Source organism: Lactobacillus huangpiensis, from assembly GCF_019972815.1.
Lineage (GTDB): Bacteria > Bacillota > Bacilli > Lactobacillales > Lactobacillaceae > Lactobacillus > Lactobacillus huangpiensis.
Genome location: NZ_BPPA01000005.1, coordinates 131529 through 143868, shown reverse-complemented (window position 1 = coordinate 143868; position 12340 = coordinate 131529). Strand labels below are relative to the sequence as shown.

General features: G+C 36.4%; 13 protein-coding genes. 9 read left to right on the top strand and 4 right to left on the bottom strand.

What is annotated here, in order from left to right; all coding sequences use genetic code 11:
• Positions 1-94 precede the first annotated feature (94 nt).
• Positions 95-736: a nitroreductase family protein gene (locus tag LDM90_RS05110; protein ID WP_034980832.1), complete on the top strand. Its 642-nt coding sequence runs from the start codon at positions 95-97 to the stop codon at positions 734-736.
• 51 nt (positions 737-787) lie between these two features.
• On the opposite strand, the gene cls is transcribed toward LDM90_RS05110, so the two are convergent.
• Entirely contained in the window at positions 788-2251 is a 1464-nt protein-coding gene (gene cls / locus LDM90_RS05105) for a cardiolipin synthase (RefSeq protein WP_370520799.1), read from the bottom strand.
• A 17-nt stretch (positions 2252-2268) separates the two neighbouring features.
• Positions 2269-3201 carry an alpha/beta hydrolase gene (locus LDM90_RS05100; RefSeq protein WP_223896735.1) on the bottom strand — a complete coding sequence of 311 codons (933 nt, stop codon included), beginning with the start codon at positions 3199-3201 and terminating at the stop codon, positions 2269-2271.
• Positions 3202-3270: 69 nt separating this feature from the next.
• Between LDM90_RS05100 and LDM90_RS05095 the strand changes: the two genes are divergently transcribed.
• Positions 3271-4071, top strand: a complete 801-nt coding sequence (locus LDM90_RS05095; protein WP_223896734.1) for a ribonuclease H family protein — start codon at positions 3271-3273, stop codon at positions 4069-4071.
• Here the strand turns inward: LDM90_RS05095 and LDM90_RS05090 are convergent, their stop codons facing one another.
• Entirely contained in the window at positions 4072-5040 is a 969-nt protein-coding gene (locus LDM90_RS05090) for a DUF1002 domain-containing protein (RefSeq protein WP_198213544.1), read from the bottom strand.
• A 138-nt stretch (positions 5041-5178) separates the two neighbouring features.
• On the opposite strand from LDM90_RS05090, the gene LDM90_RS05085 reads away from it, so the two are divergent.
• The 6 genes from LDM90_RS05085 to LDM90_RS05060 all read left to right on the top strand — a co-directional run bounded on the left by LDM90_RS05085 (position 5179) and on the right by LDM90_RS05060 (position 9997).
• Positions 5179-6024, top strand: a complete 846-nt coding sequence (locus LDM90_RS05085) for a glycosyltransferase family A protein (protein ID WP_198213547.1) — start codon at positions 5179-5181, stop codon at positions 6022-6024.
• Positions 6021-6677, top strand: coding sequence for an alpha/beta fold hydrolase (locus tag LDM90_RS05080; RefSeq protein WP_223896733.1), 657 nt, complete (start codon positions 6021-6023; stop codon positions 6675-6677). The genes LDM90_RS05085 and LDM90_RS05080 overlap by 4 nt, the downstream gene beginning before the upstream one ends.
• 154 nt (positions 6678-6831) lie before the next feature.
• A complete protein-coding gene (locus tag LDM90_RS05075; RefSeq protein ID WP_223896732.1) occupies positions 6832-7812 on the top strand; it encodes a ribose-phosphate diphosphokinase in 981 nt (326 codons plus the stop codon).
• 139 nt (positions 7813-7951) lie between these two features.
• Positions 7952-8635: a TetR/AcrR family transcriptional regulator gene (locus tag LDM90_RS05070; protein WP_198213551.1), complete on the top strand. Its 684-nt coding sequence runs from the start codon at positions 7952-7954 to the stop codon at positions 8633-8635.
• Between the two features lie 11 nt (positions 8636-8646).
• Complete coding sequence (locus LDM90_RS05065) at positions 8647-9477, top strand: hypothetical protein (RefSeq protein WP_198213553.1); 831 nt, start codon at positions 8647-8649, stop codon at positions 9475-9477.
• 46 nt (positions 9478-9523) lie between these two features.
• Positions 9524-9997: a nucleoside 2-deoxyribosyltransferase gene (locus LDM90_RS05060; RefSeq protein WP_187154834.1), complete on the top strand. Its 474-nt coding sequence runs from the start codon at positions 9524-9526 to the stop codon at positions 9995-9997.
• 66 nt (positions 9998-10063) lie between these two features.
• Here the strand turns inward: LDM90_RS05060 and LDM90_RS05055 are convergent, their stop codons facing one another.
• Positions 10064-11062 (bottom strand): CAP domain-containing protein, encoded by a 999-nt coding sequence (locus tag LDM90_RS05055; RefSeq protein ID WP_223896731.1) that lies wholly within the window; start codon positions 11060-11062, stop codon positions 10064-10066.
• A 133-nt stretch (positions 11063-11195) separates the two neighbouring features.
• Here LDM90_RS05055 and LDM90_RS05050 point away from each other — a divergent pair, with 133 nt between their 5' ends.
• Complete coding sequence (locus tag LDM90_RS05050; RefSeq protein ID WP_198213557.1) at positions 11196-12233, top strand: helveticin J family class III bacteriocin; 1038 nt, start codon at positions 11196-11198, stop codon at positions 12231-12233.
• Positions 12234-12340: the final 107 nt, after the last annotated feature.

Genomic DNA, 12340 nt, shown 5'->3' with positions numbered 1-12340 from the left:
ACTGCTAATTTTTTCAAAAAATTATGTGAAGAAGATAACAAAATGTAGTAAAATTAGAAAGAAGAGATATATTTATATTAGAAAGTGTGAAAATATGCGTAATAACGATTTTAATGATGTAGTACAAAATCGTCATTCTGTGCGTCACTTTGATAAAAGTGTTAAAATTCCGCGTTCAGAATTTAAAGAAATGTTTGAAGAAACAGTAACGGCTCCTTCCGGCTGCAATTTGCAAGGCTGGCACTTTGAAGTAGCAGATACCCCGGAAACTATTGCTAAAGTTAAGAAATACATGCTTAGATTTAACGATCCACAAATGGACAGCTGTGCTGCGGTGGTGCAAGTCTTTGCTGATGTTTATGCTTATAAAAAGTATCGTGAAAATTGGACCAAGGAATATGAGACAGGCAACATCACTAAGGAAAAATTAGACGAAGTCTTAAGAACCTTTTTGCCATCTTATGAAAATGGTACATATTATTCTTGTGCAATTGATTCCATTAGGTCTTGCTCACTTGCTGCTATGCAGTTTATGCTTGTTGCCCGCAATCATGGCTACGACACTAACCCAATTGCTGGTTATGATGAATCTAAAATTGCCAGAACCTTTAACTTAGAGCCAAAACGCTACTTACCAGTAATGGCAATAGTAATTGGTAAGAGCAATGAAACCGAAGAAACTATGGCTAAAACAACTCGCTACCCAGCTGAAACTGTTTATCACTTTGCAGAATAATTAATAATGGCGCATTTTAAAAGCCTTCCGTTCTGGAAGGCTTTTTGTTAATTATAAAATTGGCGAAAGCATCCGCGAAAAGCTTTGCAAAATCTTAAGCCAGCGACCCTGTTTGGCAATATCCTCAGGAGTCAATAATGAAGAAACTTTCATATCGTCTTCAAATGATTTAGCAACTTCACTAGTGAAATTTTTATCATAAAAAACGGCAACATCTTCAAAATTAAGATCATATGAGCGGTAATCCTGATTCATTGACCCCACTGTAGAAAAAGTATCGTCTACTACAATTGTTTTGGCATGAATAAAACCTTTGTTGTAAATATAAATTTTAATACCATAACGGGATAATTCATTGGCATACCATTGAGTAGCGCGGTAAATAAATGGGTGGTCTGGTTTACACGGTATCATAATACGTAAATCTACTCCTGACTGGGCAATTGTTTGCAAAGTGGCGAACATCGCATCATCAGGAATTAAATACGGTGTCTGAATCCAGAGACGTTTTTTTGCTAGAGACATCAGCCGCATAATACCATTACGCATATTAGCATTATAGCGGTCAGGTCCGTCTGAAACTATTTGTGTTGCTACATCACCAGGATGAATCTCGTTTTCATCCAAGTTGGGAAAAAGGATGGTATTGAAAGCAATAACCTGATTTTCTTTTTGAATAGAGGCGTTCCAATCCATCACAAACCGCTCTTGCAATAATAAAGAGGCAGATCCGACAATCCTCACTTGGCTGTCACGCCAATAACCAAATTTTTTCTTGCGACTCAGGTACTGATCCCCTATATTAAAGCCACCAGTCCAGGAGGTTTTACCGTCAACTACCACAATTTTACGGTGCAAATGGTAGTTAATCCGGTATCGGGTAATCATGTTGCGAGAAGTAATAAAGGGCAGGACTACGCCACCGGCTTTTCTTAACTGATCAAACCAGGCTTTAGTTGCGCCCATAGACCCCCAAGCATCATATAACAAACGCACTGACACGCCTTCTTGTGCCTTTTTAATCAGTAAATTTAGAAAATCGTTGCCGATTTCATCATTATAAAAGGTATAAAATTCAACATTTACTGATTGCTTAGCGTTATTAATGTCAGCCATCATGTCATGAAACATTATTTTACCATCGGTATAGAGCTTAACATGATTGTTTTTGCTCAATGGTGATTCTCCATCATGATCAAAAAAGTGTACCACCATTTTAGCTCTATTTGAGGTGTCGGATGTACTAATTTTTTTAGGTGCAGCAGTAATAGACTTTTGCACATTGCGCAGACCGATATGATGCTGCTTGTTAATGGCAAAAATGTTTTCCTGTGAAATTCCCCGACCAAAAAAGCCGTAAATGATCATCCCTAAAACTGGAAAAACCAGCAGAATAATCAGCCAGGCCCAAGTAGTTGAGACAGAGCGTCTTCTATGAAAGACGATATAAAAGGCTAGTATAGTATTAGTAATAATGATGATACGTCCTATGTCGCGGAGCAGAATCACACGTATTTCCTCCAAAAATCAAATTACTTCTTAATGCCAATAAATTTATCAATAATGTCGATTACAAATGGGTTATCGTGCATCCAGCTGTGTTCAGCGTATTTTTTACCGCGAATTTCAACTTCATGATAAGATTTAGCATAAGGAGCCAGAATATAGCGTATGCTTTTAGCAGAAGTGACGGAAATAAATCTGTCACTATTAGTGTTATCCAAAACATTACCATAAATATTTAATACTGAAATATTAGGATTAAACCGTTTGCGTCTGAGCAACAGATACAGATAGTGCAGATTAACTACAGCTGGACGACCTTTTTGGTTAAAGGCATTTACATTTGGGATATCTCCTAAATAAACAACACCGTCAAAAGGACCTGCGATAAACGCACATTTGACTAAATGAGGGAAATTTTTCTTCCGATATTCACGCATTTCAGTCCGTACTATGCAGGGACATGCCAATGAATGTGCAATTGCTGAATAATGCGAAAAGTGGTACCTTTGAGCTAAAAAGGGCAGTGTAAAACGCAGGTAGTAGTCAATTGCATATACGCCAACGAGTCTCTGGCGAAAAACAACTTGCACTATTGGATTGGGATCACCAGTCCAAGTCCCTTCTAACTTAAAGTTTCCCAGTAAATCAACAGTAACTTTGAGATATTTGGGATTGCCTTTATCAGCAAGTGCCTGCTTGACCATTACCCTTGTAGTGTAGTCACCGCCGCGAAAGCCATGAAAATAAATTATAGGTACCTGTTCAAAGTTGCCTTTTTTTGGTTCAATAGTGGCGTCATCTTCGATCCCTTTTTTGTGCAAACGCAAGAAAATACGTGTAGGTGCAAAAGTTGCCAAGGCAGCCAAGAAAACCATGCATAGTCTGCTCGGTTCCTTTGCAAGGTCGCGCTTGTGGTTTTTCTCCACTTCTTCCTTGTATTTTTTAGTATTGAAGAACATAATACCACCTTAAAAATAGAACTACTTATATTTTAGCATTGACTGGGAATTTTAGTGATGGGGGAACATATGAAATTTTATGCAGTAAAAAAAGGCCGCAAGCCAGGCGTTTATCGCACCTGGGAAGAGGCCCGGAAACAGGTTGAGGGCTATTCTGGTGCTGAATACAAATCCTTCACCAAAATAACTGATGCCACTGAATATTTAAATTGGGATCGCGAAACAGTAAATCAAGTTTTTCAAAAAGACGAGGATTCATTACAAAAAGCCATTGCCAAGATTCAAAAAGAAAGTCGCAAAATCAAACAAAATTCTGCCATTGACAATACACAAAAAGTGGCAAAAGCAACTGATCAATTACTTCCAGCAGATTCCGGCAATTATTTTGCTACTATTTATACTGACGGCGGTACCCGCAATACCGGTAATTTTAAGGGTGGTCATGTGCGAGAAACCGATAAAGCTGCATGGGCTTATCTAATTGAATGGCATGATCAGGGTCATAAAAGATCTGTTTATGATTCAAACGGTGAATTTGGAGCTACTAATAATAAGATGGAACTAACAGCTTTAATAGAAGCGCTCAAAAAATTGCTCGAGTTGGGCTTTAATGAAAGACCATTATTATTTGTGCTGGATTCACAATACGTTTTAAATCCAATAACTAAAGGCTGGCTTAAAAGCTGGAAAAAACGGGGATGGACAAAAAGTACGAAAGGTGCAATTGCAAACCTTGAGTGTTGGCAGGAGCTTGATCAGCTTTTAAATAAATTTTCTCAGTCTAAATTCGAATGGACTAAAGGACACGCTAATAATCGCGGTAATGAATTTGTTGATCATACATTAAACAAATTTATGGACCAAATGTAATTAATTAAAATTAACAACAATCAGACCACTAAAAAGATTGCTGAAAAATGAAGTAATATTATGCCAAATTTGTTCAAACCAGTTACGATTTTCTGGAGTGTTTATTTTATCGAAAATTCCTTTGGCATTTTTCTTGATGTTTTTGGACAAAGCATCAGCCTGATCCTTAAATTTGTGATTTTTTAAAGCACCGGAATCACGAACTTCAATTAAGACATTAATAATCTGCTGTTTTTGATTATTATTAATGACGTCACCAAGATGATTAATATTGATCTGATTGTTTACAATATCATGAATTTGACTATCTGACACATTGTTGCCGATTTTACCCATTTCCTGTTTAGCGCCGGCAACTGCATTATTTAATTGTGCATCGCTATAACCGCTTTTATCCTTATTTTCCTTGGTAATTTTACTTAAGGTATTCATTTCATCTTGTGCCGCATTCACTTGATTTTGATTTAAATTTTCTCCAGTTTTGTTGTAGGCAGCATAAACACCTGCTAAAGCACCAGAGCCATCAATTGGAACAGCGCTGGTAACATAAATATTGGCATCAGAAATACCGGCAGTTAAAGCAGCATTTTTATATTGATCAGCTGTAATTGTTGTAATATTATTACGCCCCTGATAATCAAGGATGTGGACATTAATGCCATTACCTTGTCTTGCTTTTTCAATCATGGCACTGGACCAGACACCAGAGTGGGTGGTAAAGTTTGCACCTGAAGGATTAAGATATTTGACTAAATCCTCACCAGTAATAGTAATTGTTTGGTAACTACTGCCGTTTAGCGGTTCGCTGAGTGCTTTCAGTGTACCGCTTCTTTGAGAATCGGTTAAAGAAGTCCCAAGACAAACAACTGGTAATTCATCTGCTTTAACAGTTTGTGTGACAGCACCGCACATAAGCATACTAAAAAATAACAGTGTAATAATAGTTGAAATTGTTTTTGCTTTTTTCATAAAAAAATTAACTCCTTTTGACTGTTCCTAATTATACTAAATGCTAAATACAAAAGGTTAAATTATAGTTATGTACTACTTACTTTACGTTATTTTTAATATTTAAGATGGTATAATAACAAATTGAAGGAGGGAGCTATGATTCAGCAACCTGAATTAACTGTCATTATGCCAATTTACAATGTTGAAAAATATTTAGATCGGGCACTTGAACATTTAGCTAAGCAAGATGATCCGAATTTTAAGTTGTTAATTGTCAATGATGGTTCAACGGATAATACGCGAAAAATAGCAGAAAGCTATCGTGAAAGATTCCGTTACTTTAAGATAATAAACAAGCACAATAGTGGCTTGTCTGATGCACGTAATGTCGGTATTGCAAATGTCGATACGCCATATTTTACATTTCATGATGGTGATGACTGGGTAGATTCCGATTACACAGCATTTTTTGTAAATGCTTTTCATAACCATCCTGATGCTGCAATGGTTTCCTGTGGCTTTTGGCTTGACTACGAAACGAAACCAGACTCAATTCCTGTTACCAAAAAAATTGTCCAGGGTATGAAGGGCAAGGCTAGAACTTACCAGCTAATCAGCAACCCATTAGGCTCTTTGTGTGATAATCATTGTTTGGCTACTCCAGTCAAAGGCTATACCTGGAACAAGGGCTATAAATTATCTGTCGTGCGGAGGAATCATCTTCACTTCATGGAAAATTTGGCTTTCATGGAAGATCAGATATTTAATGTGCAATATTTGTCTTTAACTGAAGGCTTTTATTGTGATAGTAAACCTATATACCATTATTGGCAGCGTAAGGACAGCATGGTTCATCACTTTAACGCTAAAATGATTCCTGATAATTTTAAAGCTAACTATATTATTGCTAAGATCATTGTTCGCAGTTTGTGGCATGAGCATAAGAAAGAAAAAAATTCTAATCGAAGTTTGGTAGAAGCTAGTGAAAGAGACCAAAGATGAGAGAAAAAGTTAATGGTAACGAGCTTTATTACAGTAAGTTAGGCAAGGGTGCCCCGCTGCTTTTATTACACGGACATCATTTAGATGGTGGCATGTTTGACCAGATTGTTGCCCCGCTTTCTCTTTACTATGCGGTTTATGTTCTAGATATGAGAGGCCATGGTCTCAGTCAGGGAGAACCTGCCGAGCACTATCAAACAGAAGTTGAAGACTTGGCTGCTTTTATTAAGCAGGTGAATATCAGAGGCTGCTATTGTTTTGGCTTTGATGCCGGTGGTTTGGTGGCAATGATGCTTGCAAGTCAGGATCAAAATATCTTTAAAAAGCTCATGGTAGCCGGTGTCTTTGTAAATGGCAATGGTATCAAATCATATCATTATTTGACTGAAGGCTTTCTGCGCTTCTTGCGCATGAACCGTGATAGTAAAGTGGAATTGTCAGAAAGTTTCATGTCTGTTGACAGCTTGAAGGCAATCAAGATACCGACTTATTGTGTCGTTGGAGAAAAAGACTGGGTTAAAGTAGAACATGTTCGCTGGTACAGTCAAATTATTCCTCAAGGACAGCTTCTGATTATGCCTAGACAAAAGCATGAAGGTTATGCAGTTAGGAGTTTTAAACTGCTAAACTTAATGGAAGACTTTTTTAAGTAGTTTATTTAGTTTAAGAATATTTTTGTTTCAAACATAATGTTTAAAAGCCGATATTAGTTTCGGCTTTTTTGAATTTTTACTTTTCTAGGCACTGGGGACTTTTTTGGTTATAATAGACTTGCAAAGATTGTAATTTTAAAAAAACGAGGTAGTCATGAACAAGGAAGAACTTCTTCAAATATTGCACCCGATGAAGCTGATTGGGTTGGGCGGAAATCCCGCATTAAATGAAAAAATTGCGCAAATTTTGAAAAAACCGTTAATTGAAACTGCTGTGCAACATTTCAGTGACGGTGAAATTCAAGTTAATATTGGCGAAAGTGTCAGAGGATGCGATGTTTTCGTTATTCAGTCAATTCAGGATCCTGTAAATGAAAACTTTATGGAACTGGAAATTGTTTTGGATGCTTTGCATCGCGCTTCAGCACACAGAATCAATGTGGTAGTGCCATACCTGGCTTATTCACGTTCAGATACAAAAACTCGTTCGCGGGAACCAATAACTGCTAAACTAATAGCTAATTTATTACAAATTACTGGTCTGGATCACTTAATTGCACTTGATTTGCATGCTTCGCAAATTCAAGGATTTTATAATGTGCCAGTTGATCATTTGCATGCTATGCCACTTTTAGCACAATATTTTATAGATAATGGCATTGCTACCAAAGAGGAAGACGATATTGTAGTTGTTTCTCCAGATCACTCTGGAGCTAAGCTTGCTCGTAATTTTGGTCAGTGCTTTGATGCCCCGATTGCGATTGTTGATCAGCGTCGTGCACGTTATGACACTGATGTGCATGATATGATTGGAAATGTTAAAGACAAAAAGTGTATTATTGTAGATGATTTAATTGATACGGGGTCACGTATTTCTTCCTCCACTAAGTCCGTTTTAGCAGCGGGTGCAAAGAAAGTTTACGTTGCATCAACTCACGCATTATTATCACAAAATGCAACTGAAGTTCTGAATGAGTTGCCAATCGAACAAATAGTGGTAACTGATACAATTAAACATAGTCATTATCCAGATAGAATGGTTCGTATTTCAGTCGATTTGCTTTTAGCGCGTGGAATTAATTATGTATATAATGACCGTTCAATGCATTTGTTAAGTGAAAGCAAATTAAAGTAATTACGTAGATAAACGGCTTATTTTAGTATATGTTTCTTTAGTAAATACTATCAGCCAATAATATACCGGTGCATTTTTATTTATTTATTCAATATCATTGGTATAATTAAGGCAAATGTATAGGAGCTGAGAAAATATTATGGCACGACGTAAAAATTATAAAAGAAGACGTACAATTTTAAGTAATACTTTTCACTTAATTAGAGAAAATGGCATGGACAGTGTTTCATTTCAAATGATCGCAGAAAAATCTGGAATTTCCAAATCTTTATTGCAATCATATTATCCACATAAAGCAAGTTTAATTGCTGATGTAGTTCGGAATATTCTCAATACATTAGATAAGCAAGTGCAAAAGTTTAGTGTTAGCAAGGAAGTCGAAGTATGGGCTCGCGCTAAAGCTTTTATTTATACAATTGAAATGCTGGGTATTTATGATGAAGGTCTTAAACGTATTATTACTGAGGTATTTAAGAGTAACGAATCGTTAGATTTTTGGAGTAAAACTATCAACGACTGGTTGAAAGAAAAGCAGTTGTTTAATCACTTTGACTTTGATCCAAAAGAAGTTCGCATGGGGATTGCCTTTTCCGTAACTGGTGTAGGGCGTCTTTATTATGATAATAAACAATATGGAGTTTCTCCTGAAGAGATAGCTGATTATGGTACCAAAGCATTTATGTACAGTTTTTTACATTCCTCAAAACCAACTATTGAAAAGGCGCTTAAAGAGGGTCATGAGATTATTGAATCTACTGACATTAAGACCATTCATCATGCAATAGATACGATGTTTGATGAAGACAAGGAGATTGTCTGTTAGGAAGGAAAAATATGGCAAATGGCGTGCGAGATGGTTTGCACAGAATAAATCAAGAACAGAACAACCAATACAAACAGGTTCTGTCCTTTATCATCTTTCTGATTGTATCGCTAACCATGATTACCGCGACTTTCCTTAATCCCTTTTTTATGAAGGGACAAATTAGAAACAGTAGTAATGAAGCTGTAGTAGTCAGACAAATAAACAAGCATTTTGATGCATTAGCAGAAACAATTGGAGCTAATAAAAATGGAAATGCCAATCTGCTGACTACTAAGCAAACCCAACCAATTGCTGACCATATTATTGACTATACTTTGGGAACCCCCTGGTTCAAGTTTAGTAATATGAAATTGGCCAAGCAAATTTTACATGACATTGATTTAAACATTGATCAAGGTTCATCCAGTGATGCCCAGTTAGTACAAGAAAAATTAAAGGAGCAGGAAAACAATGCTCCATTTGATGTAATCGATACTTTTAATCTGAACACAATCACTCTTGGAGGCAATATTGCTTTTATCTTATTAATTGTTAACGTAATTATCCTGATAATGGCTATTATTAGTTTACGTTCATTAATAAGTGATATGAAATTATTTTTCAATTCAAAAATGCTGACTCACGAAGTTACCGCATGTGGTATGTGGGCAGGTTTTTGGTTAATATTAATTGCAGGCATATTGGCTATTATTCCAGTAATTTTTAATGTTGAAGGTTTAGCTGTATTAGGTTTTGTGTTAGAAATAAGCAGCAGTATCTTTTTGGACTTTGTTATTGTAGGAGTTGTTCTTTATATTTTAAGTGCAATTCCGTGGGAAATTAGCTCTCCAAACAATTAGGCTCTCTGTTTTAAAATAATTAATCGTTTTTTTAAAGGAAACACATATGAAAATTTATTTTGCAAATGCTCTGTTTTCACAAGCAGAAATTAATTATAACGCGCAATTGGCGGCTAAAATACGTCAAATAGATAATTCAATTGATTTATATTTGCCCCAGGAAAACGCGTCAATTAATGACAAACAGGCTTATGCTGATTCTAAAATGATTGCTCAAGCTGATACTGAAAAGCTGCTTAATAGCGATTTGATGATTGCCGTTCTTGACGGTCTCAGCATTGACAATGGTGTAGCGAGTGAAATAGGCGTAGCTTATGCAAAAGAAATTCCGATAATTGGTTTATATACAGATACTCGTCAGCAGGGAGCTACTAACCAAAAGAAGCTACAAGCTTTGACCCAAATTGCTGAAAACCAATTCCATTATGTTAACTTGTATACTACTGGGCTGATCAAACTTAATGGCACCATAGTTAATAATGAAAAAGATTTATTAGCTGCCGTAGCTAACTATATTTAAAATTAACTCAGTTCACATAATAAAACATACGAAACCTCGAAGGAAAATAATTCTTCGAGGTTTTTACTATTCTATTGACTTGTTTTGAAGTTGAAACAGCTTAAACGTGTAACTAGTTAAACCCGTAATTTTTACTTCATATTCGTGACCGATAACTAGTGGAACTGAGCATGGATAGTAGGTAATAATAGTTTCAAAATTGCCATAGCCTGTGTGACTATAATTGCGTACATTTTCTGCTTGATAAGCTTCACCAGTGTCTTTATCAGTTATGGTTATTTTTGGTGTGCCTTTATAAATTTTATTAGAGAGATAAATTGACCAGGCGATATTATCACCTTGTAAAAGCTCAATTGGAAAGACGCCACTATTGGGATAAGTTACTGTTTCTCGACTGGGAGTACGAAAGACATCAGCGGGGTTAAAAACTTTTTGAACAGAGTAGCGATACCCGTTTTTGCCATAAGCTGCACCTGCGCCTGTTGTAGTTAAGCGCGTTGATAACAGCCATGCACGGTGACCAGTGTCAGCGCCGGTCAAGTTATACCGATCAGTAATTAAGTCAGTGATAACTTCACCTGCAGTCTGGTCACTGGTATTAAAATTAAGATTGGCCTTGCTGGAAATGTCGCGGGCTAGTTGCCAAGTAGTTTTATTAATTATTTTCGGTCTTTTTTCGTAAGGCAAATTATGCTGATTTACCATTGGATTAGCATCGAGAGCGGCTAAAACTGCAGCAGTTTTTTGGGCAGCAATATTATCTTGAAAATTTTCTTTAACGGGAGTCAAATTGAATAATTTTCTATAATAGTTTGTATATGCCAATTGACTGTTAAGATAGTCCGGCACAAGTGCTCCCGACTTAAACTTGGTTTTAAACTGTGGCTTGTTTAAATAAAGATTATTAAGATTATAAATAGTGTTATCAAGTCGTGCATATTCCTGCTGCAAACGACTCACTTCATTCGTTTCACTTGGAGTGAGTTCTGCAGCGAAAACTTGTGTATTGCTAAAAGGAAAAGTGAAAAGCAAACAGAAGAGGGCAGAGTAAAATTTTTTAATCATTTAAGATGCTCTCCTTTCTTTAGCATAAATTATAAGGCAAAATAAAACCGAGTAGAATTTTATTTTTAAAATAATAATTATATTTAATAAATTGATTGAGTTTTTGGAAAAATTTAGTGAGGAAATGAAGATCTTGGCTAATAATGAAAAGATGCAGGCAGCACAAAACGTCAAAATTGCTCTGTTAAGCAAGTTGGACGATTGGGATGGGGTAACTGGATCAATAGATAAGGACTTGCGCCAAGTGGTAGTCCAGAAAACCAGCATTATTGACGGTTATACTTATGTTTTGCAACACGTAGCAGGAGACAACTTTGTTTATCGCGGCAAAAATGGCAACAATGTTTCTTTTAATAAGCAAATTCCAGTTTTGCATTTAACCGGCACCGCTGCAGGTCATACTCAGACGCTGGAGTATGCTGGAAGACCAGGGCAGTGGTTCGTTGGCACAAAGCCAAACGACTTAAACCCCATCTGGTCGACTTGGTCTAAACAAATTGCGCGCATAAAAATTCCGCATTATTTTAAGATAGCGGCTAATACCAAAATGCAACCAAGATTATCAAATTTAAATTATGCGGGAGCTGATTTAGGCATAGGCTGTGCAGGCAATCAATTTTCCCGCGTAGAAGCTGCAGTTTCACCAGATTTGCGTTATTTTCTGCTTGCATACGGTGATAACGACTATACCGGTTATTTTGCACTCTATTATTTAGCAGAAATTAATATGGCGCTTGATGAAGCTGCAACTGCAAGCAAATACGTTGATATCAGAACAATAAAAAGTATAGCCGCTTTTAAAATACCACAATTTTCTGGACGAGCTGGGTTAGTTGGTTCGCTGCAAGGCTTTGCTATTGACAACAACCGCACAATCTATGTTTCCAGTCAATTTGCAGACGACAGGCTCGGTCAAAATAGAAAAATTGTTAAAATTCCTTGGGGAGAAGTTGACCCTGCATTTTGGGAGTTGGTAAATTTAGCCAATGAAAGTAAAATGGGAATTCCGGGCTATTATACTGAGCTTGAGGGCATTCAACTAGCTACCACTAATGATCTTTACTTAACCGTAGCCTATCATCAGTCCTTTGATCCCACCGCTTTGGGCAAACATCCAACCAAAATCAATCAACTGTATGAAATAACTTGGGAATCGAATAGCAATTTTTAATATAGTGTAAATTTTTGCTTTATGATTTTGCTTTATACAAGACTTTTTGCTTATAATAAAAAATATTCCTAAAAAATTGTCTAATTTACAGTTCTTCGGGTTTTTCT

Bases quoted from the DNA above. Each gene is read 5' to 3' on its own strand.
- LDM90_RS05055 (WP_223896731.1), bottom strand. From the start codon at position 11,062: ATGATTAAAAAATTTTACTCTGCCCTCTTCTGTTTGCTTTTCACTTTT.
- LDM90_RS05085 (WP_198213547.1), top strand. From the start codon at position 5,179: ATGATTCAGCAACCTGAATTAACTGTCATTATGCCAATTTACAATGTT.
- LDM90_RS05065 (WP_198213553.1), top strand. From the start codon at position 8,647: ATGGCAAATGGCGTGCGAGATGGTTTGCACAGAATAAATCAAGAACAG.
- LDM90_RS05080 (WP_223896733.1), top strand. From the start codon at position 6,021: ATGAGAGAAAAAGTTAATGGTAACGAGCTTTATTACAGTAAGTTAGGC.
- LDM90_RS05095 (WP_223896734.1), top strand. From the start codon at position 3,271: ATGAAATTTTATGCAGTAAAAAAAGGCCGCAAGCCAGGCGTTTATCGC.
- LDM90_RS05090 (WP_198213544.1), bottom strand. From the start codon at position 5,040: ATGAAAAAAGCAAAAACAATTTCAACTATTATTACACTGTTATTTTTT.
- LDM90_RS05075 (WP_223896732.1), top strand. From the start codon at position 6,832: ATGAACAAGGAAGAACTTCTTCAAATATTGCACCCGATGAAGCTGATT.
- LDM90_RS05100 (WP_223896735.1), bottom strand. From the start codon at position 3,201: ATGTTCTTCAATACTAAAAAATACAAGGAAGAAGTGGAGAAAAACCAC.
- LDM90_RS05110 (WP_034980832.1), top strand. From the start codon at position 95: ATGCGTAATAACGATTTTAATGATGTAGTACAAAATCGTCATTCTGTG.
- LDM90_RS05070 (WP_198213551.1), top strand. From the start codon at position 7,952: ATGGCACGACGTAAAAATTATAAAAGAAGACGTACAATTTTAAGTAAT.
- LDM90_RS05060 (WP_187154834.1), top strand. From the start codon at position 9,524: ATGAAAATTTATTTTGCAAATGCTCTGTTTTCACAAGCAGAAATTAAT.